The sequence below is a fragment of the Desulfobacter hydrogenophilus genome, from assembly GCF_004319545.1.
Lineage (GTDB): Bacteria > Desulfobacterota > Desulfobacteria > Desulfobacterales > Desulfobacteraceae > Desulfobacter > Desulfobacter hydrogenophilus.
Map to the genome: position 1 here is coordinate 1,304,032 of NZ_CP036313.1, position 25,238 is coordinate 1,329,269.

Sequence of the window (25,238 nt, forward strand, 5' to 3'; positions counted from 1 at the left end):
ATACTCATACCCCAAAAGAAAGGTAGAACCATGTCAGAAGAACTGAATAAAATCATTGCCAAAGATCCCGATCAAAAAGAGTTCCACCAGGCCGTCCGGGAAGTGCTTGAAACTGTTCAGCCCGTGCTGGACCGCAACCTTGAATACCGCCATGCGAAAATCCTGGAGCGCTTGGCCGAGCCCGAGCGGGTCGTTATGTTCCGGGTGCCTTGGATGGACGACACGGGAACCGTCCAGGTTAACCGCGGTTATCGAATCGGAATGAATTCGGCCATCGGTCCCTACAAGGGCGGGCTGCGTTTCCACCCTTCAGTGAATCTGTCCATACTCAAATTTCTGGCATTTGAGCAGGTCTTTAAAAATGCCCTGACTACCCTGCCCATAGGCGGCGGCAAAGGCGGGTCCGACTTTGATCCCAAAGGAAAATCCGATAATGAAGTCATGCGCTTCTGCCAGTCTTTCATGTCTGAACTTTACCGCCACATCGGCCCCAACACCGACATACCGGCCGGGGATATTGGCGTGGGCGGCAGAGAAATCGGCTATCTTTTCGGACAGTACAAACGACTGACCAATCAATTCGCATCGGTACTCACGGGCAAGGGCCTGGGTTGGGGTGGAAGCCTCATCCGACCGGAAGCCACGGGCTACGGTTGTGTCTATTTTGCCGCTGAAATGCTGACCACGCGCAATGGCAGCATGGAAGGCAAAACCTGCCTGGTTTCCGGTTCCGGCAACGTAGCCCAGTACACCGTGGAAAAAATCCTGGACCTGGGGGGGAAGGTTGTTACCCTGTCGGACTCCACCGGGTTCATCTACGACGAAAGAGGCCTTGACCGGGAAAAATTGGCCTGGGTCATGGAGTTGAAAGAGGTCAGACGGGGCCGCATCAAGGAATATGTGGAAAAATATCCGGAAGCCGTATACACCGAAACAGATGCCACCCTGGATTATAATCCCTTGTGGACCATCCAGGCCGACTGTGCTTTCCCCTCTGCCACCCAGAACGAAATCAACGGCAAAGATGCACAAAACCTCATTGAAAACGGAATCTTTTTAATATCCGAAGGGGCCAATATGCCCTCCACCCCGGATGCAGTTGACCTTTTTGTGGACCACAAAATTCTCTACGCCCCGGGCAAAGCGGCCAATGCCGGCGGGGTGGCCGTGTCCGGTCTGGAGATGTCCCAGAACGCCGTACGCCGGGCCTGGACCCGGGAAAAGGTGGACAGGCGGTTGCAGGGCATCATGAAAGCCATACATACATCCTGTGTGGACGCCTGTGCCGAATACGGAGAGAAAGGCAACTACGTGGCCGGGGCCAACATTGCCGGTTTCACCAAGGTGGTCAACGCCATGCTGGATCAGGGGCTTGTATAGCCCTTAAATTCCTGGTATATCCGGTCCATATCGAAATCAGCCGCCCTGCTTGTATCCGGGCGGCCTGTAAAATCTGGGGAGGGAATGAGTCGCACCGTGGAGCAGCCAGACATCGACGCCTTGGTCCGTCGCAACCGGGAGCTGGAACAATTGGAGCAGGAGCACCGGCGCATGGAGCTTATTTTCAAGCAACAGGCCCACAAGCTCCAGGAACGTATGAAAGAAATAAAGTGCCTGTACGGTATCTCCAAAATTCTGGAACAGACCGGGTTGTCCCTGGAAGAGATCTTCCAGCAGGTGGTGGATATCATCCCACCCTCCTGGCAGTACCCGGAGATTACATGCGCGCAGCTTCTCATCAACGACCAGAGTTTCCGCACGGAAAATTACAAAAACACCTTCTGGAAACAGCAGGCGAAAATCATTGCCTATGGTGAGCCCATTGGTACACTCACGGTCTGCTACCTTGAAAAGCGCCCCGACATGGACGAGGGACCCTTTCTGGCCGAAGAACGATCGCTGATCAATGCGGTGGCTGAACTTCTCGGCCGGACCAGCAAGCGGAAACAGGCCGAAGCCGAACTGCGGGAATCACGGCACAAGCTCAAAGAACAAAACCAACAGCTCAAGGAAAAAAATATTGCCCTGCGGGAAGTGATGAGCCAACTGCGAGAGGAAAAGGTCGATCTGGAAAAACGGGTCTTAGCCAATGTGGAAAATTTGCTGCTGCCCCTGGTCAAAAAAATGGAAGAGCAGGGATCGGATCTGGACAAAGAATATCTGCAACTGCTGGAAGAAAACATCGCACAGCTTACCTCTTCATTTGGCACTAAAATTTCCCGACTCCACCAGCGCCTCACCCCCAGGGAAAACGAAATCTGCAATATGATCCGTACCGGCCTGAGCTCTAAGGAGATCGGAAAAATGCTCAACCTCTCTCACCGCAGCGTGGAAACCTATAGGAACCACATCCGCAAAAAGCTGGGCATCGCCAATAAAAAAATCAACCTGACATCTTACCTGTCCGGCCTGTAACCCGCATGGAGGAACACCCATGTCCAATCTGCTGCCCGACATCAGTCAGCCCCCCCATATCATTGACCGTGCCGATGCACTCAACCTCAATATCAGGATTCTCTACGAAGCCGTCATTGACCTTTCCGCCCAGGGCCTGATCACGGCCCATTGTATCAATATGGCCGCAGGTATCCTGCTCAATGATCTGGGGCTTCCCAGCTATTTTTTCGAAAATATCACCAAAGACTCCCTCAAGCAAATCCTCTCCTCGATCACCTCCAGCATTGCCGTCCAGAATGACCGGGTCGTCCTGGTGGGCCGGGTGGCCCACATCGACTTTGACCTAGGGCAAGGCAGTGAGGTCCAGCGGGTCCGCATCGCCACCCAGGAAACCCGGGATGCCATGGAAAAACTTATGGAAACCATGATATCCGGCCACCGCAGGGAATATTACTACAGCCGGGAAAATGAATACTACACCTATATTTTCCGGCCGGAAACCGTAAACGATTTTACCAAACATGAGTTCAAGCAGTCTCCTTTTCTTTTCAACCTTGCCGGTGATTATACCGCAACCCCCGAACCCACCCGCATGCGGTATGAAAAATTTTTAAGGGATTGCAAGGCATCGGTAACGCCCCTGGTGGAAGCCTTTAATTTGCCGGCTACCGCGGAAACCCGGCTCATGTTCAACTCGGATTTTGCCACCCCCAAAATCCCCATCTTCCGGCAGCTGCTCCAGGACCACGGCTTCACCCTCATGCGGGCCTATTGGGAGCCCTATTGGGACGACACCAATGTGCCCACGTCCATCTGTTCCCTCTATATCCAAGGAGAACTTTCACGGACCCGGGAAATCGAACTAATCCGGGACATTCAGGATTTCATGGCCTTTAATGTGGGCCCTGTCACGGATCTTTACGTGGAAAGCAAGCTAACCTACAAGGAAATGCTCTTTGCCGGCAATGCCATTGACTTTGCCCGAATATTCATCTTTTCGGAAAGCAAGGCCCAAAGCGATGATGCCATCATGTCCCGTCTGGATGACAAGGCCTGTGAAGAGGCCTTTGCCGACCGGATTCACAAGGCCGCACGGGCCGAATTTGACAACCCAACCATCGCAGCCGCTGCTACGGCCCACCCCGGCCTGCTCAAAGCCTTATATGAATTATTCGCCCATCGCTTTGACCCGGCCCTGGCCCCCCTTTGGTCGACAGCTAATCTGACGGAACAACTTGAAATATTTCACCGGATGTGCCGGAAACATCTCACAGAACATCCCACAGCCCTTCAGGTCTTCCGGTTCATGGCAAGACTTGTAACCCACTGCCAAAAGACCAATTTTTACACCCCGGGCAAACGGGCCTACAGCTTCCGCCTATCCAGTGGCATCCTGGACCCCCTGGTATACAACCAGCCTGTCTACGGAATTTTCTTTATCAACGGCCACTATGCCGCAGGCGTCCACATGCGTTCCGCCGACATTGCCAGGGGCGGCCTGCGTCTGGCGACAGAAGATTCCGCTGTCCACGAAAGGCAGATGGAAAATGCGGCTCTGCTCAGCTTTATCCTGGGCCCCCGGGACCGGCGGCTCAAGCATAAGGACATCTGCGAAGACGGCGCGGCAGGCGTAATTGTTCCCCATCCGGTCTACGGAGAATACCCCCGGGATGCAGTACTGGATTTCACCGAAAGCATCCTGGACCTCACGCTCCCCAATGAAAATGTAATGGATTATTACGGTCGGCTTGAAATACTTTTTTTTGAACCGGATCGGGGCACAGCAGGCTTCATGGACACCGTGGCCTTCAGAGCAAAGGAACGGGGCTGTCCACACTGGCGGACTATTGCCACGGAAAAAGGATGCGGCATCCCCCACGATAATTACGGTCTCTTGAAAAGCGGCAAATTATTCGGGCTGCTGCCGGCTGGGAATGGTCGAAGCGATCTGCAAATCAATGGAAAGTCCCAGTTAGTCACCCAGGATATAGAAGAACTTCGGGAAAAAATAAGTGGAAATATTCAAACCCTGGGCATGACCGCCACGGCCATGATGGCAGCCTTCCGAACCCTGATCCACCATTATAACGCCCGGGAAAAAAATCTGAATCTCATGGTCATCGGCGGCCCCGACGGACGGCTGGGGGGTAATGAACTGCTCTGCTGCCAGGGCCGGATTTGCCTGGCCATAGACAATGAGGGCCTCCTCTTTGATCCGGCTGGCCTGGATCCCGCCGAGTTGGAAAAACTGGTCTTCGCCGCCCGTATCGGCACCGCTGCCGGCACACTGGCCTTTCCATCGGACATGCTGTCTACCGAGGGCTTCAAGGTACCGGCCACGGCCACGCGCATCTTCCTGCCCGACGGCACCGTGGTTGAAGACAGCGCCCTCTTTCACAGAGAGTTCCTCTTTAACCCGGAAATGAGAACGCACATCCGCAGGGGCGGGATTCGGGCCTGTATGCCTTGCGGCGGATTCAAGGAGGGCGTCACTGGAAGAACCGTTAGATCCTTTCTGGAAAATTTCAAGGAACTTGAATTTATCGTGGAAGGCGCCGGCCTTTTCTTCGACAACGACGCCCGGCGATATATCGCGACAAACACCTGCATCCGCCACCTCAAGGATACCACTGCCAACAAAGGCGGCGTATTCTCTTCGGTCATGGCCGAAGTCCTTCCGGGATTCCTACTCGGGGACCAATACGAGGCCGCCATACTTGGGGATTCTAAGGTTTGCGGTGACTTGGTTCGGGAGATCCTCGGTCTTGTTGAAACCCATGCGGCAACGGAAACAAAAATATTAATCCGTCGCTGTAAAGCAGATCCGAACATTCCACTCTTTGCCCAATCAGACAAGGCAGGGGAAGAAATTCTGGCCCTTCAGAAAACATTCCGCACCAGGCTTAACACCATATTAAAACAAAAAAGCCAGGTCTGGAGAATCCTGGCAACGTATATCCCCGAAACTTTGGTTAAACTAATGGGCAAAAAGCGGATCATAGACTTTCTGAATACCGATTCCATGCAGGAATATCGGGATGCCATCATCACCAAACAACTAGCGGTTACGGCTTTTTACCGGTTCGGCCTGGAATGGGACAATTTTAAGGCAGAACTGGAAAAAGACTTTACCGGCACAGTGGCTGATCTGGCTGCTCCTCCCCACCCTCCTCGGCAGAAGGCATCACTTTAAACGTCTGCGGTCCTACGTACGGATGTTCCAAGAAGTTATTGATTTAAAGGATAAAATCAAAAGCGGCTGCAAGGGGATTTCCATGCAGCCGCTAAAGGTTAAAACATTTTACTACTAATAATTGTAAATGGACTGCCCAACACGGGTGGGGACGCCTTCATAGGGGGATCATTTGTTGACTTTAAAATTTGACGAATCCCTCATGTTTTTCAATACTTCAATACTGGTTTTATATCCCTTGTACATCCGGCACATATCCATGGCCATACCACAAATCAGCGCAACCGCCTGGATCACGGTGACGTCATCTTGCGAAAATTCCCATGGTTCGGCAGTGTAAACCCGTAATGCACCGATAATTTTATTATGGCTGATAATAGGCACACCCAGCAACGAGGCGATCCCTTCTTTTTTCGCCGCTTCAGGATACTTAATCCGGGGATCATCCATGACATCATAAATGGCAATGGGAACCGCATCCTTGGCCTCTTTGATTGCCTGTTTAAAATGGGTCGGCCCTTTTTCAAGATACTCCTGGCTCAGACCGAAAGAGCCTACCAGGCCCAGTTCTCCAGTCTCCCTGTTGACCATAAAAACACAGCAGCCCTTGGCATTGAAAACGCTTTTCACGCTTTCGGCGGTAACCATGGCAACTTCCTCCGGATCTTTGCAGTGGGAAATTGCAGTGGTCAAACGGGTGAGGGTTTCGTAATGAAGTTCGTGGTTCTCCATAGCGTTCTCCTTTTTCTTTTAAGATTAAAGATTTTACTATACTCAACCGGTTTAAGAGCGTCTTAAGATAGTTTCAGCGGTACCTGGCGATCAAACAAAAGCGGCGTAAGAGAAAAAGAAGTGAGCAATAACCAGTCGTGTAGCAATAAGCAGGATAACGATCTATTGTTTAACTTGATATGCCTCTAATATATCTGATTCATACACGAAGGTCAAAGAAAATCGTGACTATTTGTTCAACCCTCGCAACTCTATTTTTTTGATAATCAGGTTGCCTATCCAAAAAATAGTGAGAGCAAAAAGTAATATTATGCACCTGGATTTGCACTTTTGATAGATTGGAGCGCTGCCGGACCACAGGTAGAGACTTTTTAGATACCGTCAGGACGGCACGGCAGCACCGGAACAGTGCGCCGTGCCAAAAGAAAAGGACGTAAGGAAGGATCAGGTCAACTACCGGGCGCTGAATTGGTGGTGAAGATCCGTGTCCGGATTGACCTTTGGACAGGCTCGTGTCAGCCAATTGGAGTTATGAGGGGTAACCAGCGCATAAGGTTTAATCCAGGTCAGGGCGATAAAAAAGAAAAATCCATAGGCAAATGCCAATATTGAGGAGATCTTGCCGAATTTCCACGCGTAGATTGTCGCGGACAGACTGGAGCCCAACACAATGCCGATAATGGTCTTGCTCCCGAATATGGCCGGATGCCACAGAATCAGTCCCCAGGAAATCAAGAAAAAAATCTGGGCCACGGTCAGTTTGAGCACGTCGGAAACCAGGTTGATCCGCGCCCCAAGCATTGATCCCCGGCGAAATCGAGTAAAAATAAAGGACGCCATGGCGATGGTCTCGCGTACATTGCTTCTGGCCCATCTCAAATACATTTTGCAAAGCTGGGCATAAACCACAGGTACCTCGGTAAAAACCCTGGCATTCTGCTGAAACACCACATCATATCCCTGGCGAAGAATCATATTTGTCATTGCGCGGTCTTCGCCGATATTGGCGGGCCGCCCAAAAAACGTCTGGTTCAGCCATTTATCAAGCACACCCATGACAGCGGATTTACGGTACGCAGACAGGGCACCGGGTGTACAGGTCACTGTGCGGACCATGCTTTGGCTGACACGCATGAAATCAAAACTGAACACAAAAACAATGTCCACCATCCGGGGGATAATACCCTGGGCCTGGTTGAGCACCCGAACATTGCCGGCAACAGCGCCGACACGGGGATTTAATGCGAAAGGTGTCACCAGATTTCTAAGGGTGTCTGGCTCTACCACGGAGTCACTGTCCACGGTTACCAGTACCGTGCCTGTGCTTTTCTTAAACCCGTCATAAAGGGCTTGGCGCTTGCCCTGATTCTGGGGCTGGCGTATGGTCAGGACAGGTAATTCAAGTGTTCTTTTGGCCTTTTTAATCCATTTCCAGGTGTTATCCACACTGCCGTCATCCACGGCAATCAATTGAATTTTTTCCCTGGGATAGTTGCCGGCCGCAAGACTTTTAAGGGTATCAAATACCTGACGGCCCTCATTGTAGGCCGGTACTACGATTGTACAGGTCGGCAGTTGATCATCGGACACACTCGGAATTGGCCTGTATTTAAGTACCAGGATAATTCTCCATACCAGCTCTGCCAAGGCCAGACAGAAAAGAACGGAAAATGAAACAATCAACGCATCTCCCCAGGGCAGCCCTTTAAGAAATTGGGAACCGGATGAACCACCAGTGCCGTACAGGCAGGCCGCTGCCACAACGGTCAAAATACAGGCAAGGGCTGCAAATTTTTTTTTATTTCCGATTATCTTTTTAGACGTTATCATCAATTTCCATCTCCTTATTTCTTTAAAATTCATCAGCAGCAGAGCAAAATGCTCTGCTAAGATGTAGCCCACAACAGAGCAAAGGGTGTGCCACGATGTAACCCTTTGAATTTAAATAAAATTTATAATATTCGGGGGATTTATATACAAATGAGTTACTAAAATGTCATCCCCGGGAACGAATTTTTCATTTTGGGTCTTTCTGAATATAGCCTTGTAAGCATCAGCCCGAACAAAAAAGCTCAAATGCCTTGTGACGTCTTAATTCACAGGGCATTTGAGTTTGAATCATTCTGACAGACAGAATATGTATGCTGCCTGATCACAATTCTTTTCCTTTTTTAAGTCACCATTTAATGGTGAGGCCCTGTGCCGGAATATTTTCCTCCGACACAGGGAGGTGATGGTGGTGAGACAAGGACAGATGGAGTATGCAGTGGTTGAAGGGGTGATTGTTCCCTTTGTCATACGTGTCCTTTGTTTTTATGTATAGCAAAGGGCATACCAAAGACACAACTATTTATATTTAAAGTATTTTCTTTGCGCAAACACCGTCTGATAATAAAATGAGTTACAAAATTTTCACTTGTTACCCATAAAAAGGTGCAAAATACGTAATTTATGAAACCGGATTGTGACCGCCGGGGTTAAGAATGGGGATTAAATACCGACCAGTGTAGCTGCCGGAATCTTTAACCACATCCTCCGGCGGCCCTGCTGCCACAATCCTGCCCCCGCCGCTGCCGCCCTCGGGACCAATGTCCAGAATCCAGTCTGCTGTCTTAATTACATCCAGGTTATGCTCAATGATAACCACGGTATTACCGGCATGGGTGAGTCGCTGGAGTACCTGCAGCAGCATGCGGATGTCCTGGAAGTGCAGCCCGGTGGTGGGCTCGTCCAAAATATAAAGGGTGTCACCGGTGTCCTTTCTGGCAAGCTCCCGGGCCAGTTTAATCCGCTGGGCTTCGCCGCCGGACAAAGTGGTGGCGGCCTGGCCCAGTTTAATATAGGAGAGCCCCACATCCACCAGCGTATCCAGAATTCGGGTAATCTTGGTATGGGCGTCAAACAGTTCCCTGGCCTGTACTACGGACAGATCCAACACATCGGAAATGGAGTGGTCCTTGTACTTGATCTCCAGGGTGGATTTATTGAACCGTTTGCCGTGGCATACGTCACAGGGCACAAATACGTCAGCCAAAAAGTGCATCTCCACCTTGATGTATCCGTCCCCATGGCAGGCCTCGCAGCGGCCGCCCTTGACATTAAAGGAATACCGTCCTTTTTTATACCCCCGGGACTGGGATTCCGGCAGCATGGCAAACAGATCCCGGATGGGGTCAAACAGCTTGGTATATGTGGCAGGATTGCTGCGCGGGGTCCGACCGATGGGTTTCTGGTCTATGTTGATGATCTTGTTGATATGGGACAGTCCGGTGATCTTTTTGTGTTTTCCCACGCTCATCTGGGAGCCGTGCAGTTTTACCGCCAGGGCCGGATAGAGAATCTGGTTGATCAGGGTGGATTTACCTGCCCCGGACACACCGGTGACCGCCGTTAAAAGCCCCACAGGAATTTTGGCGGTGATGTCGGCCAGATTATTTTCACCTGCTCCGTGGATGGTGATCCATTTATTTCCCATGGTTTTGGGCATTCTTCGTTTTTCAGGTACGGCAATGGTTTCACGTCCGCTTAAAAATTGACCGGTGAGGGAAACCGGGTTTCTGCGAATCTGTTCAGGTGTGCCCTGGGCCACAATTTCCCCGCCCAGGTGACCGGCACCCGGGCCGATGTCCACAATCCAGTCCGAGGCCTCCATGGTCTCCTGGTCATGCTCCACAATGAGCAGGGTGTTGCCGATGTCCCGCAGGTGTTTCAGTGTGGACAGCAACTTGATGTTGTCTCTCTGGTGAAGGCCGATGGAGGGCTCATCCAAAATATAAAGCACCCCGGTCAGTTCAGACCCCACCTGGGAGGCCAGGCGGATGCGTTGGGATTCCCCGCCGGACAGTGTGGGACCGGACCTGTCCAGGGAAAGATAATCCAGGCCGACGTTCACCAGAAACCCCAGACGATCCCGAATCTCTTTGAGCAATTCGGCGGCAATGAGCTTTTTGCTGCCGGTCAGCTCAAGGGAAGAGATAAAATTATAAGCCTCTTTCACGGTCATCTCAGTGACATCCATAATGGAGTTGTCATTAATTTTGACATGCAGAATTTCATCCCGCAGCCGCCGGCCTTTGCATGCTGGGCAGATAGCCGACGTCATGAAATTGGTATAGTACTTTTTCTGGTGTTCGGACTGGGTATTTCTGTACCGGCGCATCAGGGTGTGGATCAGGCCTTCGTGGGTTCTGGAAAAACTGCCCTGGATCTTTGACGAGTTCCAGTTTACGGTCATTTGTTTGCTGTCCGAGCCATAGAGTAACAGGTCCCGCTGTTTTTTAGGCAGCTTTTTCCAGGGAATATCAAAATCAATACCCCACTGTTCCTCCATGGCCAGAAGCTGGCCCTTGCCCCAGGAATTTTCATTGTTAAACCGCGGTTTTTTGATGAAATAATTTTTCCAGGGGACCACCGCACCCTCGCGAATGGATAGATTGGTATCCGGCACCACTTTATCCGGATCAATGGCCAAAAGGGTGCCAATTCCGTTGCAGTCCGGACACATGCCCAAAGGCGAGTTAAAGGAAAAAATCTGGGGTGTAAGTTCGGGATAGGCAATGCCGCAACAGGAGCGGGCCTCACTCATTTTCAGATCTTCTCTGCCCACCATGTGAACAATGAGTTGGCCTGCGCCCAGTTTCAAGGCCGCTTCCACCGAATCGGTAAGCCGTTTTTCAAACGCGCCTTCGGACTTTACCACCAACCGGTCAATAACCACCTCAATGTGGTGCTTTTTGTTCCGGGCCAGGGTCTGGACATTTTCAAGGTCCTGGACCACCCCGTCCACCCGGACCCTTGCATACCCCTCGCGTTTGAGGTCTTCAAGGCGCTCCCGGTGTTCACCTTTCCGGTTTTCCACAATGGGCGCTAAAATCAGGATCTTAGACCCGTCAGGCAAATCCATAATCTGGGAGACCATGGCCTGGGCATGACCCCGTCCCACCTTTTTTCCGCATTTATAGCAGTACTGGGTTCCCACCCGGGCAAAAAGCACCCGCAGGTAATCGTAAATTTCGGTGATGGTCCCCACGGTGGAGCGTGGATTTTTGGACGCGGCCTTCTGTTCAATTGCAATGGTGGGGGATAGCCCCCGGATGGTCTCGTACCGCGGTTTTTCCATCTGCCCGATGAACTGGCGGGCATAGGAGGACAGGGATTCCACATACCGGCGCTGGCCTTCGGCAAAAATAGTATCAAAGGCCAGGCTGGACTTGCCCGACCCGGAAACCCCCGTCACCACCACCAGCTTTTTTTTGGGGATCTCCACATCAATATTTTTAAGGTTGTGTTCCTTGGCGCCCCGGACAATGATCCGGTCCAATTCCTTGGACCTGGAATCATCTTCTATGGGGTGCAGGGGGGTCAGGCTATCAGCAGCATAACTATCAGCTGTCTGGGTTACAGCGGCAGCAATATTCTTTTTCATGGGTCACCATGTTTGTTTTTGGTTACCCTAACAACGATAATCACCTGCTTTGAAAAGTAAAGTCCGGGTAGCAGGATCTTAATTAACGCTGGATTTGGATAATGCGAAGACTGCGAAGTCTTGTTTGGAAACAAGTGATGGGGGAGTCCTATCCCGATTATAAAGTGGACCCCAATGTCAAGACAGTTTTCTATTCAATTTAAGCGTCATCTCTTGGATTTTCGAGAGAATCATCAAGAAGCTTTCTGATGACAAAATAAATCCGGCGGCAAAGATGAAGGGTAAACCGCCGCCAGTTATATGTCGAAGAGTTCAGAAAATTGTAAGCAGCGTCCTTATCGACTTTAATCTTTTTGTTTTTCACAATGCCCTGGTATAAATTTTTGTTGTGAAATGCCAGGTTAAACAGGGCTGTAAAAATGGCAAGCGGTGATGCCCCTTTCGTTTTAACGATTCCTGATTGATTCAATAACGTACCAATTTTGAATTTTGTAAAAAAATCACTGAGTACGCCAATCTGTTCTGACTTTGTTATTTGATTTTGTAGGTCGGTAAGGGTAGTATTCATTTTGACGAATTTCCTTTGTCTGAAATGTTTGTTTAGTGGTAAACGAAGCATATCACATAAAGTAAAATTCGTCAATTTATATTGCAAATTCAGTTAGTTATGGTCTCATTCGCTGCTGTTTTTAAGCACCGAAAGTTGAGATTGTAAAATATCAATTAAAACGCAATAATAAAGCGCGCCAAAGTCATAGGAAAAAACAAATTGCAATCGCTCAAAATTTAAATATCAAAGTGTCGTTATAGTGTTATGAAATATAGCTCCCGATTGCGACATTGATGGCAGAAAAAACGAACATTTTCACCAGTCAAAATTTAAATGGATAAAACCCCTATTCTTTTATGCAGAAACCATCTAAAATAATTCGAAAAATAGGTTTAGCATCACTATCACTTATCAAAGGGATTTTGGACGCCATTTACTCAAAAAGCTAGATCGATAAAACCCTATGGCGGATTTTCCCTAAATGTTTAATTACACCCAATATTCGTTATGATAGTAGTGGTGCATTTTGTCAGAAACCAGGAATAGGCCTTTAACGTCGTGAAAAAAACATGCACAACCAAACTCCAATGTAGGTTCACAAAAGGAGGCGCAGGGTGAAAGTTCTGATAAAAGTTACCGTGGCTGCTTTGGCTATCATCGTAACAACATTTGCAGGATTCGGTCATACTGGTGAAATGCTTCACCAGGAAGCAGGGGCAAAATTATTGGCCGGATCGGTGCCTCCCTCATCAACCCTGAGAGCTTCAGGCGAGGACGCTTTTTTCCAACCACTGGGGCCTCGAAGAAATAAACTGCGGACCGGGAATGCCTATGGGATCACCATGGCAGAGGAGGCACTGCCGGTGGAGCAATTGCCCAGGATGGTGAATGGGCACCCGAGACTGCTTGTAAGACCATCTGAATGGAAGCATGGATTGTCGTTTGCACAGCTTCGTGCTCGTGCCAGGCAGGAGCCCTGGGCCAGGCAAGTGGCAATAGATATGAAAAAACCGCCCGACCATCCCTCTTCCTCATCCGTGATAACCCATCGTGCTCTGCTCTATTTGATAACTGGAGATGAAACTCTGGTACCCCGCATCGTTGAACGGATCATGGCGGCCAAGCCGCAGTATAATGTCGGGGGCGGGTTGGTTCAAACGGCGTTGTGGTTCGACTGGATTTATAATAGCCCCAGCGTTACCGAAGACCAGCGCCGTAGTATGGCAGATAAGATCGCCGAGGTGGCGCTGAAATGTGCCCGGATTTATGAGTCAGGGCATGCCTTTGACATCTGGACCCACCGCGGGTCACCTGGCTGGCCATCGGACGTGCTTGCCGCTGGACTTGTGCTGGATGATCACCCGGAGGCCGTTAAGCTCAGGCGCTGGGGGATGGGGTACTTTAAAAGAAATTACTTCCGGGCCTGGCAGCACAATGGCGGGTCCTGGATGCACGGCGGCAGTGCCTACAACATCGGTATGATCATGCCGCAGATAATCGCTTACTGGGCAAGTGCAGTGGAGGGCGAGGATATCTACGAAGTTATTCAAAGGGATTACGGCAACTGGCTGGAGGGCCACCTTCACTACATGATGGCTGAGGTTTTTCCGGACAAGACCCGTAGCGATGCAGTAGCTTGGGACTACAATCCGCCGGGACTCAGGATTAAAGGTAAAAGTTTTTATTGGACCATTGCCCGCGCCTATGGCAATTCTGAATTTTATGCCTTTCAGCGGTGGCTTAAGGAAGACCCCATGGGCGGGCCCTATGGGCGACTGATCCGAATTTTATTTTACAGCAAGGCAATTGATGGTAGAGCGGCAGACGGTGTACTCGACAAACCTTTTATAAAGCTCTGGGGAAGAAATGGATCAGGATATCTTCAAATGCGCAATAAAGGATGGGCTCCCGATGGTACGGTGATTGAGTTTAAATGCGGTGACTGGGTGTGGACCCACAGCCAGGCCAATCACGTCAATTCTTTTTGGATATTCAGCAAAGGTCGCCTGGCAGTGCAGGGGGGCAGTTATGGCCTGGACAAGTGCTGGCATGGGGGGGCTGGAAGTCATTATTTTACCCAAACGATCAGCAGCAATAGCATGTTAATTTTTCAGCCTGGAGAATTCAACCATGCAGGAGGATCAGGAGCCGGAGATCTTCTGGCCCCCGGGATTATCGCCAACCCTGGCGGACAGAGGATGAGATGGGCCTGCGGTCAGACCTGTTTTACCTTTGACGAGTATCTGCGCAGGAAATCAGAAGAAAGCACTGTCCAGGCCGGTTTGTTTGAAACCGGGGAGATCCTTGCCTTTGAAAAGGCCAAAGACAACAGCTATACATATGTATCCGGTGATGCCACCATGGCATACAATAATCCGCGATTCAGCTATTGGTATAAGGGGAAAAAGTCCGGGCGAGTCTGGAAGAATAAACCAAAAATTGATCTTTTTACCCGTTCCATGGTGTATCTGATGGAAACCAACAATCTTGTGATGTTCGACCGGGTGCAATCCCTGGATAAATCCTGGAAAAAATCCTGGCTGTGTCATTTTCAGGGCAAACCCGAGGTGTTGGATGGCAGGCTTATAAAAACCGAGGTGCCGGGCCACATAGACAGTTTCAATGGGGGCACCATTCAGATGACCTGGGGGGATGGTGTGCTTAAGCCGCCAAACCCCGATGATCCCGGAAGATTGTTTATCCGAACCCTGCTTCCTGAAGAGCAAATTATTCGTAGAGTCGGTGGGGATGGTTACGAGGCCTGGTGGAATGGCAAGAACCGCACGGGAGATTCAAAAAAAGCTAAAAGCCTTATAAAAAAGCTGGACGCTGGACGCTGGCGGATTGAAGTCTCACCGGCAATTCCTAAAAAATTTGATAATTTCCTGCATCTCATTCATATCGGCGACACAAAAACCGCAAAGATGCCCACAGTGGGGAAGATCGAGTCCGAAAATCATAGAATGGTCGGAGTTGCCGTGGGAGGGACGCTTGTGATGTTCGGACGCAGCGGTATGGTTGATGATGAGGTCTCCTATAGCGTTCCAAAGGGTATAATTGATCATTTGATTGTTGATTTGAAACCTGGCACCAGGTATTCAGTGGCTGGAACAGCTCAAGGGGAGAATAAAATCACAGCCAGTGAGGAGGGAACATTGCGGTTTGCTGTAAATGGCCCTGCAACCATCAAACTTACCCCGGAGAGGTGATATATGTTGATCAAATCTACATTCATTTTCACAGGTCGCTCAATTGTATTGTTCTCTGTGATCTTACTTTCTTTTTTCTTTATTTCTCCGCACGCCTCAGATGCCAGAGACGTATTGGAAACCGATCCTTTTTATCAAAGACTTAAAGAGATCTGGTCCAAGGTGGATATGGAAAGGGATCTGGAGTATTGGCGGGCGCCGGAACGTACCCCCGGGAAAGTTTTATGTGAGGTGCCGGCTGTCAATGATTTCTGGGTGAGTTGTGACCGTTGGCCGGATGGTTCCGACCCACGGCGTTTCGGCCTGGATGCTTTGCGCCTTTCCAACGCCAAAACCGATCATGAGAAAGCTCTGGCTGTATATCGTTGGGTGCGCCGGTGGATGATTTTCAACAATAAAAAAGGATGTCCCACCGAACGGTTAAATCCTGATGTTACAGGTCGCCCCTGGGTCAACCAGGCTGATAAGCTGCTGAATGGGTATGGCGTTCATTGGTGCGGCGGACAGGCCCGGGTGGTGGAGCAGGTTTGGCGGGCACTGGGCTACAGGGCTGAAAAGGTAGTCAGGGGAGGCCACACCATCGTTGGGATGCACTATCAGGATTATGACGGTATCTCTCGCTGGCACGGCCTGGATGTTTCCCACAGTGCTGTGGGCTGGCACAGCTCCTACAAGCGCCTGCTGAGCCTGGACGAACTGTCCAGCCAATGGTACGCTTTTTATTATCAGTATGGCCTGCCTGGAAACGGGCACCTTTATTTCAACGACCATCCCATGGAATTATCTTTTCGACGTGGCGAAACCCTGGAGCGGTTATGGGGAAATGTGGGTAAACCATACCAGGACAACGTTGCCCAGGGAAAAGGAATGGCTGAAAAAGTTCCTGCCTTTGAGAGGGGGCCTTACTTCCCATTTACTTACGGCAACGGAATTTGGCGCTATAAACCCGATTTTTCTCGGCCTGACTGGGAAAAGGGGCTCGCAGCTCCATTGGTCAACATGGTGTCAGAAAAGCTGCAACCGGCAAAGGTAAGTGCTCCGGCAACCGCTGTTTGGTGTTTTCGCACCCCCTACATTATTTCTGATGCTGAAGTCAGGCTCAAGATCTTTCGTAAAACCACCCGAGAAAAAATTAGTATATCCCTATCACCAGACAATGGTAAAACCTGGAAAAAAGTATGGGCATGCCCGGATCATGTTCTGGGGGAACAAGACATAGTTGTTCCCATATGCGATAAATTCGAGGTTGCTGAAAAGGGAGCGCGCCCCCCTGGCGATTTCAACTCTCCTTTTGGCAGATATGCCTATCAGTTGAAATTAGAGCTTTTTACATCTGGCCAACCAGGCGACTGTCGTGTAGAGGCCATTGATTTTGAAAATACGGTGCAGCTAAACCTTTATTCGCTGCCGCAGCTACATCCCGGAAAGAATAAAATTTTGGTTCGGGGTAGTATTGAACCGGGTGAGGCCGTCCAAATAAGCTATGTCTGGGATGATCCAACGGGAAAAGACCGACGCAATGTCACACATGTTGAAAAGTCTCCCTACACATATGAGATAGTTGCGGGTGGAATCAAATGGGAAGATTGCATCTGCAAGTCTATCACCATCGAAGCGGTGGCTGCCACCGGGCAGGGGAATCATACTATTGTCAAAGAGAAACTGTCCAGGTACATAGTGGATAAAAAACTCCCCCCGGTAGAACAGACCATGGGCCGATGGAACGGACAGCCCCTTAAAAAGAATCTTCCCAAATTGACAGACGTACGGGCCGCAACCCGGGATATAAAACGATTTAAACGCATGATGCGGGCAGCAGTGATGATTGCTGATCCCCAGACCTTTGATGCATTCAAGGAATTATCCTACAAAGAATCTTCCCCGAATAACAAGCTTTTGGCTTTTGTTGGCATGTACCGATCAAATCCGGAAAAAGCGCGGTCAGTTCTGCTCGATATTCTTAGTGATCGAAATGGTAGCCGGGTGGTGTGGAGCAAGGGCAAGGATAAAAAAGATTTAGGATGGGGGCGGGAGCAATCCTGGTGTGTGGGTGGAACCGTTATAGGTTATATCGTTGCCGAAGCCCAGTGGAAGGAGTTTTTACCGGGGTTGCTGAATGTCCTTGCCAGCAAGCAATGTTTGCCAGGCTGGGGGCCGCGCTATGGAACGGTGAGAGTGATCGGAAGGCTTGGTGTCGGCAATAAAGAGGCAGCCGAAGCCATTCGTGGGGTTCTGGAGCATAAGTACCGCAAGGAACACGGTGACACCCTTATTGCTGCCGCTCTGGCAGCCGGGCAAATTGGGGATCCGGCAGCTATACCAGCATTAAAAAAACATCTTGAAAGGGACTATTGGCCCCTTAAGCACAATACAGCCCTTGCATTAAGTCAATTGGGTGATAAGTCCATTCGTCCTAGGATGCAAGAGTGGTTAACCGTTGTTTTTGATGAGAACTTCAGGGGGTATGCGGCCGAGGCCCTTAAAAATATTGGTGATCCAGGCTCGATCAATTCCCTTGAAAAGGCTTTGGCAGTAGAACCTTTCCCCTGGGTTCGTCTTAAGATGGAGGCTGCCGTGAATGCCTTACGCAAATAAAAAGACAGGGATGGAGTTGATAAAATTCGTGTAGGATTAGAAAAACAGGGAGTTGAATCCTCCATATCCATGGATGGCGGATCCAATAATATTGATGGCGTCACCCTATGTGCAATTTTCAGACGCTAACGAGGCCATCAAAATATAATGGATCTCGACCATAGAGACGATTAATGAAACTCGACAGTCGTGAGTTTTGATTCTTAACCCCGGTGTTTTTTTTGATAAATAAAGGGCGCACGAATCCTGGTTAAAATGTAGGGGGAATGGGCTACCGTTTTAAGCCGGGACATTTTTTAATTTCAAATAGTTATCTGAAACAGTATTTTTATACTGCTGTGGCAAGGGCAAATCGTCCATTCTATGAACAACCCATTCAAAAAGGTCTGGAAATTCTTTACCAAATATCGTGTGCGGATCTGCCTGACCTGAATCCATAACTGCATTCAGAAAAAAAGGGTTCCCATACCTGTTCCAGGATCTGGGATATGGCCTGCTGGATAAACCGGTCCAGCACCGTGGGTATTCCAAGTAAACGGACACCGCCGTCCGGTTTGGGGATTTCCCGGGTAATGCTTTGTTGGCGCCTATATTAAAAGTCATACTTCCAATATTTCAGCTTGCAGCAGTTTTTCTGCTCTCTTGAATTCGTTCTCTATCTGTAGAAACAAACTGGGCGTATCCGTCAGTACGTTTCTCCTTGCTTTTTCTTCCAGATCTCTGAGCAAGGCTGATAATTTCATAGCACCCAGGTTCGCACTGCTTGATTTCAGACTATGGGCGATGGAACAGACCGTGCCGGCATCTTTGTCGCAAATGGCCTGCTGCAGGTTCTCCAATTGATTCGGCGTCTCTTCAACAAACAAGTTAATAATCCGGCTCAAGAGGTCTGCAGCCCCTTGGCCTTGCAATGAGCGAATATTGTCCAGTGCCTTCTGGTCTATCACATCAGCGTCTGCTGACGCAGCAACTTCCATGGCTACAGGGGAGAGACTTTGTTCCGGCGACTGTTGAGGGGCTAATTTCAGGTTGTCCGGTAACCAGCGTTTCAGAATTTCTATAATTTGATTTTGCCCAAACGGTTTACTGATATAATCATCCATTCCGGCAGCCAGACATTTTTCCCGGTCGCCACTCAAGGCATTTGCCGTCAGAGCAATAATCGGTGTGTGTGTGCCTTTTTTAGCCTTGTTTTTCTGCTGACGGATTTTACCTGTGGCTTCATAACCGTCCAAACGCGGCATCTGACAATCCATAAAAATCATATCGTACAAACTGTTTTCAGCGCAAGAAACGGCTTCTAATCCATCGTTAGCTAAATCAACTTGACAGCCAAGTTTACGCAAAACAGCTTCAGTCACCTGCTGATTGACAAGGTTGTCTTCAGCTAAAAGAATTTTAGCATCAAACGTTATAGTTTCTTTTTTCAGATTGTATTTGGTGATCAATTCATGGGTTTCCGACGGACTCCCGTTCATCAATGTGACCAGGCTGTTATACAGGTCAATCTGCCGAACCGGTTTCGTCAGATAAACCTTAATCCCGGCCTCTTTGGCCAGTTTACCATCTCCGCGAATCCCGGCTGAGGTAAGCATGATCATCCTGGTACTGCTGATAGATGGATCTTTCTTGATCAATCGCGCGACATCCAGTCCGTCCATCTTTGGCATGTGCATATCCAGAATAACCATATCAAACGGTTCCCCGGCGGCGGCAGCCTGACGCAGCTTGGCCAAGCCTTGAATGCCATTTTCTGCGCTATCCTGTTTGCCCCCCCACGTGGCCAGTTGATGAATCAACAGATTCCGGTTGGTTGCGTTGTCGTCAATGATCAAGCCGCGTACCCCCTGCAACTCAAGAGCTGGTACCGCGGCAACAATAGACGTTGTTGATGCTTTTTTGCAAGTGAGGGTAAACCGGAACTCTGCCCCCTGACCGGGTTGACTGGAACAACTGATTTCACCGCCCATCAATTCCACCAGCTGCTTGGAAATCGCCAAACCAAGGCCGGTTCCTCCATATTTACGGGTGGTCGATTCGTCGGCCTGAGAAAACGGTTGGAACAACCTTAACTGATCTTCCTCACTCAAGCCAATCCCGGTGTCGCGAACCAAAAATTGAACCTTGGTCGTCTCTTGGCTGTCTTTGATATTTCTGACCTGCACCACCACTTCTCCCTGATCCGTAAATTTGATTGCGTTGGAGAGCAGATTGGTTAAAACCTGGCGGATCCGACTCGGGTCAGAGCTGATATCCGAATGCAGGTCTGCGGCAAGATCGACGATGAGCTCAAGTTTTTTTTCGTGGGCTTTTTGAGCAAGCATCTGAGCGACATCATTGACCAGGGCCGGCAGATTGAAATTGATCGTTTCCATCTCCAGTTTTCCGGCTTCAATTTTGGAAAAATCGAGAATATCATTAATGACGGTCAACAACGATTGGCCGGAAAGAATGATCGTTTTCAGGTAATTGCGCTGCTCTGGGCTCAGCTCAGTATCCAGCACCAGCTCGGCCATTCCCAGAACCCCGTTCATCGGGGTGCGGATTTCATGACTCATATTGGCTAAAAACTGTGACTTTGCCTTGCTGCCCTGCTTGGCCTGTTCTGCCAGAATAATGGCTTCATCCATAGACTTTTTCAGCTTGGCGGTACGATCTACAACTTGTTCTTCAAGGGTACGGAAGTTTTGCTCCGCTGCATTGCGATAATCATGTAATCGACTTGCCATCTGGTTAAAATTATCAGCCAGGATCCCGAACTCATCCTTTGAGTGAACCGTTAAAGGTTTGTAATTGGCATTTTTCAGATTGATCGATTTGACTGCGTCGGTCAACGTGACGACAGGTTTGAGGATGAAGTGTCGCAACCCGAGCAGCAACAGGAGACAAACTGTCAAGCCGGTTAAAAGAGTCAGAATGATCACCAGTTTGCCCACCGACCAGCTTTCTGCCATCAATTCCTGTTCCGACAGTGAGCTGATCAGAAAGAGCCCTGGATCAATCCGCGTATATTGCAGAACACAGTTCATATCCATAAATCGAGCAGACGTCGCGGATAGAACCTTGGACGGGTGGGCCGAATCCTGTATTTTGCTTAACAATGGTTGCGGCACAATCGTGCCGATTAATGCCGGGTTCCTCCCGGCGATGACAGTACCTGTGTCATTGATGAAAAATATGTTTCCCTTTGTTTCTTCCTGGAGTTGACGAAGGATTTTATCCAGCCATTCAAGGCCTAGGGTAATGGTTAAAAAACCCCGCAGTTTCGGTGTTGTTGTTTTCTCATTGACGGAAGTATCAATCAAGTCGAGCCTTTGACTGACCAACAAAGCATAATTATCGGTGTCCTGATTTTTAAATACAATTGTTGTTATAGAAGATTTTTCTGTTGAAAGTTTTTTAAAATAGGGCGTGTCACCTTCAAATTCGGTCTTGTTGGGAATGTTTTTCACAGTAATTCGGGTGTCTTCATAACCATCAGGAAGAATGAGCCGAATTTCGTAATATTCAGGATAGACCTGCTGATAATCGCTCAGTAAACGCAACAGAGTTGGTTGCAGCAGTGAATAGCGGTCCTCTTCATCGTCAATTAAAATATATTTTTGAATGAGTTTGTCTTTAGACAACAACAGTGCATTTTTTTCTGCAGACTGTTTGATGGAATGCGCCTGAACATTGAGTTGTTTAAGAAAGTTTGCCCGTTCTGTCATGACGGAATGATGCGCTGTCTGCGTAATCTTAACGACACTTACCCCGCCGATAATAAGCAGGGGGACAACGACCAATGGCAGAAACGTGAGGAGTGTTTTTGTTCTAATTCGCATAAAATGAATATTTTTTTATATTTTATTTCGGGTAACGTTCAGAAATATGCTGTTGCGAATTTTATTAATTCGGGCGGGTAGTTTGGTATCAATTTCGCATTTTTCCAAAACTGTTTTTCCAGGATAAATTGTCGGATCATTGAGAAACTCTTGTGGCAGCAATTTTTCTGCCGCCGCATTTGGTGTCGCATAATACATATATTCAGCGTGTTCTGCGGCATTTTCAGGTTCATTGAGAAAGTTGATGAAATCCATAGATAGCTTTTTCTTTTCACTTTTTGCCATCACGACAAGATAGTCAACCCACAAGATACTGCCCTCGACAGGAACCACATAGGTGATATCCTCATTGATCTCCTGCAGGGTCAGAGCATCCCCACTATAGGTGACAGCAGCCAGGATTTTGCCACTGACAAGGGCTGATTTTTCTGTGACGGAGAGAACATCATATTTCGTGACGTAGGGCTTTTGGGCCAGTAACAGTTTTTCGACCTCTTTATAGGCGTTCAAATCATTCGCATTGTTGATTGAGTAATCAAGCGCTTTCAAACCGATATCGATTAATTCTCTGTTTTGTGGCAGCATGAAGATTTTACCATGCAGGCTTTCCGGCGGTTTGATGATATCGAGCCATGAACTTATTGGCGATTGCACCAGATCAGAACGGTAGGCGATTCCAACAGTCCCCCAGAAATAAGGTACGCTGTACTCTTTAGACCCTTTATATGCATTCCCCCACCGGGGGATGATATGGCGGATGTTGGGGATGTCATCTTCCGAAATTTGAGTCAGCCATCCTCTGCGGATATAGCCAGGGAGACTATTGCCATCGACAAGGGCAACATCAAAGTTCTGGCCATCGGTAGACAGCAGAAGACTGTCGCGACTATCGTCACTGGGAAAAGTCACTGTATGAATTTTAGCGTTAAATTTTTCTTCAAATTTTTTTTGCAAATCCGGACTTAAATCTTGACCCCAGTTGAGAAACGTCAGCTCCTGAACCGGTTCCGCATATGTAACGCTACAAAAAGAAACAGTGACAATAACACTTAAAACAATCATTTTTAATGGTAGGTATCTCACTTAACTCTCCTTTCTTGTTTTCTCATGATTTCTGGAGTCTTTGAATATAACCTTTGTCAAGGCGTCGCCAAGTCATCATTAACCATCAGAATCAAAAGAGTTATAAATCTTTCATCAGAAGTCTCTTAGATGCAAGAGTGGGATTGAATTGATTGTAAATAAAAAAAATATGCATTAAGTTTTATTCGTCATGGCAGGAGATGCATCCCTCCCATTTAGAAGTATTCCTGTTTTTTTAATTTAGTGGATTTGGCCACACTATTGGCTGAAACTGATACTATTATAAAGACAAGATTCATGAAAGACAAAATTCATGTCAACGAAGCTCATTAAACGTCCGTAATTTATTATGGCATATCGTTTTTTCGAATTCTGAATTTCATGATAGCCGCTCCAAGGCCATTCTAAGGGATATGAGACAGTTCCTGTTCGTACCATGTTCATATCAATATAAATCAGACAATTGATGAAATGTGAATCAGCTTGGACAGCAGTTGCATGGTAACGATCTTCCCAATAACGGCCATGGGCCGCCTTGAACGTTCGTCAGCGTGCCCATAACAAACCATGAAAGAATTCAGGTCGTTGGTAGTTCTTTCATATAAATCCCTTTCCGTTTCTTTCTCATGTTATCTTCTTGAGCGGTCTGACCGGCAACAACTTGCATTGATCGAGGAATTGTATCCCGTATGGGCCATTCAAAATTGATATTAAACTACGGACAAATTACATCGTCTATCAATCCATTTCAATGGGTTGACTTCCGGAATCTGATTAGCATCCTATAATAAACGACAATAAAAAAAGGATGTAATGATGAGCCGAGACTATCCGTTTGAAACCGGCGTATACCGCCCGCCCAGTGAAGGGGGCAGCGCGTCCCTGCTGGTTCGCTTTACCCGTAACTGCCCCTGGAACCACTGCACCTTCTGTACCATGTATAAGGGGAAAAAATTTAACTTAAGACCCTTGGCGGAAATTAAAGCCGATATCAATGCCATGGCAAACCTTGTGGTTGATCTCCAGGCCGAATCAAAAGCACTGGGGCACGGCGGCCAGGTCACCCGGAACGCCATTCTGGCATTGCTTGAAAAAGCACCCGATTTAAACCGGCATCCGGGCGCGGACATGCTGATCCAGTGGATGGCGGTGGGCGGAAAGACCGCATTCATACAGGACGGCAACTCCATGATCATGCCGCCCCAGGACTTGATTGCCGCATTGACCCATCTTAGACAAACCTTTCCTTCCATTGAAAGAATCACCACCTATGCAAGGGCACGGACCCTGGCCCAACGCTCCCTTGAGGACCTGAAGGCCATACGCGCAGCCGGTCTTAACCGGCTCCACCTGGGCCTTGAAACCGGGGATGATGCCCTGCTCAAGCAGATCAAAAAAGGGGTAACGGCAGACGGCCATATTGAGGGGGGTAAAAAGGCCATGGAAGCCGGCTTTCAGGTATCAGAATACTGGATGCCCGGCCTTGGCGGCAAGGAGATGACAGACCAGCACGCCGAGAATACCGCCCGGGTGCTCAGCGAAGTCAATCCCCATTATATCCGGTCCCGACCCTTCAGACCCGCGCCCGGTACCCCGATGGCAGACCAGGTCAACCAGGGGCAGATCACCCTGCTTGATCCCCGGGAACAATTACTTGAACTGCGCCGCATGGTCCAGAACCTGGAAGTCTCCTCCAAGGTTTGCTTTGACCACATGGGCAACTATTGGCGCACCGCCTCGGGGGACCTGGTCCTCCACCATGAATATGAAGGCTATCAGTTTCCGGATGAAAAACAGGCGGTCCTGGACCGCATTGAACTCGGGCTTGCCTATAAACAGGAACCTGTCCGATTTCTTAATTTTTAGGGATTGATGTCAAATTTTAATATTACAGGTAATTTATAGGAACCAAGTAGACCCTTTACCCCAGAAAAGGAAACACAAATGTCAGAGGAGAAGACCCGGCAGGAAAAAATTCAATCTTGGCATATGAATCGTCGTAAATGGTATCACATTTATTTTTTTGCAGGCGTGGGAATCAATTTTTTATTGTATTTCACAAAACCTTATGGATTTGATCCCAGCGGTAGTATTCTCTGGGGCTCGTTTTTTGGCATTGCAATTCCTCTTGCCACCATGTTTGTCTGTATTTTTATTCATGAAAAAATCATCGGGGTGTAGCGTGAGTCTTAGAACCTTTATTTTTGGCGTATTATTTTTACTTTGGACG

The 25,238-nt window shown here is 48.7% G+C and carries 14 protein-coding genes; 7 read left to right on the plus strand and 7 right to left on the minus strand.

The genetic code is table 11. The features are described from left to right. The first annotated feature begins 30 nt into the window (after positions 1-30). The 3 genes from gdhA to EYB58_RS05705 all read left to right on the plus strand — a co-directional run bounded on the left by gdhA (position 31) and on the right by EYB58_RS05705 (position 5,590). On the plus strand, positions 31-1,380 hold the full coding sequence (gene gdhA / locus EYB58_RS05695) for an NADP-specific glutamate dehydrogenase (RefSeq protein ID WP_111957486.1): 1,350 nt from the start codon (positions 31-33) through the stop codon (positions 1,378-1,380). Positions 1,381-1,464: 84 nt separating this feature from the next. Then, positions 1,465-2,415 carry a helix-turn-helix transcriptional regulator gene (locus EYB58_RS05700; protein ID WP_111957488.1) on the plus strand — a complete coding sequence of 317 codons (951 nt, stop codon included), beginning with the start codon at positions 1,465-1,467 and terminating at the stop codon, positions 2,413-2,415. Between the two features lie 19 nt (positions 2,416-2,434). Continuing rightward, positions 2,435-5,590 carry an NAD-glutamate dehydrogenase domain-containing protein gene (locus EYB58_RS05705; RefSeq protein WP_111957490.1) on the plus strand — a complete coding sequence of 1,052 codons (3,156 nt, stop codon included), beginning with the start codon at positions 2,435-2,437 and terminating at the stop codon, positions 5,588-5,590. 168 nt (positions 5,591-5,758) lie between these two features. Here EYB58_RS05705 and EYB58_RS05710 read toward each other — a convergent pair whose 3' ends face one another. From EYB58_RS05710 to EYB58_RS05725, 4 genes are all read right to left on the minus strand, one after another. Further along, positions 5,759-6,322 carry a GAF domain-containing protein gene (locus EYB58_RS05710; RefSeq protein ID WP_111957491.1) on the minus strand — a complete coding sequence of 188 codons (564 nt, stop codon included), beginning with the start codon at positions 6,320-6,322 and terminating at the stop codon, positions 5,759-5,761. A gap of 453 nt (positions 6,323-6,775) precedes the next feature. Further along, entirely contained in the window at positions 6,776-8,152 is a 1,377-nt protein-coding gene (locus tag EYB58_RS05715; RefSeq protein ID WP_111957493.1) for a glycosyltransferase family 2 protein, read from the minus strand. A gap of 619 nt (positions 8,153-8,771) precedes the next feature. Then, on the minus strand, positions 8,772-11,747 hold the full coding sequence (uvrA, locus tag EYB58_RS05720) for an excinuclease ABC subunit UvrA (RefSeq protein ID WP_111957495.1): 2,976 nt from the start codon (positions 11,745-11,747) through the stop codon (positions 8,772-8,774). Between the two features lie 199 nt (positions 11,748-11,946). Next, on the minus strand, positions 11,947-12,315 hold the full coding sequence (locus EYB58_RS05725) for a hypothetical protein (protein ID WP_111957497.1): 369 nt from the start codon (positions 12,313-12,315) through the stop codon (positions 11,947-11,949). 596 nt (positions 12,316-12,911) lie between these two features. On the opposite strand from EYB58_RS05725, the gene EYB58_RS05730 reads away from it, so the two are divergent. After that, on the plus strand, positions 12,912-15,506 hold the full coding sequence (locus EYB58_RS05730) for a hypothetical protein (protein WP_111957499.1): 2,595 nt from the start codon (positions 12,912-12,914) through the stop codon (positions 15,504-15,506). Between the two features lie 114 nt (positions 15,507-15,620). Next, positions 15,621-18,101, plus strand: coding sequence for a HEAT repeat domain-containing protein (locus EYB58_RS05735; protein WP_165477749.1), 2,481 nt, complete (start codon positions 15,621-15,623; stop codon positions 18,099-18,101). 397 nt (positions 18,102-18,498) lie between these two features. Here the strand turns inward: EYB58_RS05735 and EYB58_RS05740 are convergent, their stop codons facing one another. From EYB58_RS05740 to EYB58_RS05750, 3 genes are read right to left on the minus strand one after another with little or no spacing between them, the layout of a single operon-like run. Next, positions 18,499-18,675 (minus strand): reverse transcriptase domain-containing protein, encoded by a 177-nt coding sequence (locus tag EYB58_RS05740; RefSeq protein ID WP_341273393.1) that lies wholly within the window; start codon positions 18,673-18,675, stop codon positions 18,499-18,501. Positions 18,676-18,700: 25 nt separating this feature from the next. Next, complete coding sequence (locus EYB58_RS05745; RefSeq protein ID WP_111957503.1) at positions 18,701-21,925, minus strand: hybrid sensor histidine kinase/response regulator; 3,225 nt, start codon at positions 21,923-21,925, stop codon at positions 18,701-18,703. Between the two features lie 15 nt (positions 21,926-21,940). Further along, a complete protein-coding gene (locus tag EYB58_RS05750) occupies positions 21,941-22,987 on the minus strand; it encodes a polyamine ABC transporter substrate-binding protein (protein WP_111957505.1) in 1,047 nt (348 codons plus the stop codon). Positions 22,988-23,821: 834 nt separating this feature from the next. Here EYB58_RS05750 and EYB58_RS05755 point away from each other — a divergent pair. Both EYB58_RS05755 and EYB58_RS05760 read left to right on the plus strand, forming a co-directional pair. Then, positions 23,822-24,874: a radical SAM protein gene (locus tag EYB58_RS05755; protein WP_242637575.1), complete on the plus strand. Its 1,053-nt coding sequence runs from the start codon at positions 23,822-23,824 to the stop codon at positions 24,872-24,874. Positions 24,875-24,952: 78 nt separating this feature from the next. Beyond that, on the plus strand, positions 24,953-25,189 hold the full coding sequence (locus tag EYB58_RS05760; protein ID WP_111957509.1) for a hypothetical protein: 237 nt from the start codon (positions 24,953-24,955) through the stop codon (positions 25,187-25,189). Positions 25,190-25,238: the final 49 nt, after the last annotated feature.

Bases quoted from the DNA above. Each gene is read 5' to 3' on its own strand.
- gdhA (WP_111957486.1), top strand. From the start codon at position 31: ATGTCAGAAGAACTGAATAAAATCATTGCCAAAGATCCCGATCAAAAA.
- EYB58_RS05700 (WP_111957488.1), top strand. From the start codon at position 1,465: ATGAGTCGCACCGTGGAGCAGCCAGACATCGACGCCTTGGTCCGTCGC.
- EYB58_RS05705 (WP_111957490.1), top strand. From the start codon at position 2,435: ATGTCCAATCTGCTGCCCGACATCAGTCAGCCCCCCCATATCATTGAC.
- EYB58_RS05710 (WP_111957491.1), bottom strand. From the start codon at position 6,322: ATGGAGAACCACGAACTTCATTACGAAACCCTCACCCGTTTGACCACT.
- EYB58_RS05715 (WP_111957493.1), bottom strand. From the start codon at position 8,152: ATGATAACGTCTAAAAAGATAATCGGAAATAAAAAAAAATTTGCAGCC.
- uvrA (WP_111957495.1), bottom strand. From the start codon at position 11,747: ATGAAAAAGAATATTGCTGCCGCTGTAACCCAGACAGCTGATAGTTAT.
- EYB58_RS05725 (WP_111957497.1), bottom strand. From the start codon at position 12,315: ATGAATACTACCCTTACCGACCTACAAAATCAAATAACAAAGTCAGAA.
- EYB58_RS05745 (WP_111957503.1), bottom strand. From the start codon at position 21,925: ATGCGAATTAGAACAAAAACACTCCTCACGTTTCTGCCATTGGTCGTT.
- EYB58_RS05750 (WP_111957505.1), bottom strand. From the start codon at position 22,987: ATGATTGTTTTAAGTGTTATTGTCACTGTTTCTTTTTGTAGCGTTACA.
- EYB58_RS05755 (WP_242637575.1), top strand. From the start codon at position 23,822: ATGATGAGCCGAGACTATCCGTTTGAAACCGGCGTATACCGCCCGCCC.
- EYB58_RS05760 (WP_111957509.1), top strand. From the start codon at position 24,953: ATGTCAGAGGAGAAGACCCGGCAGGAAAAAATTCAATCTTGGCATATG.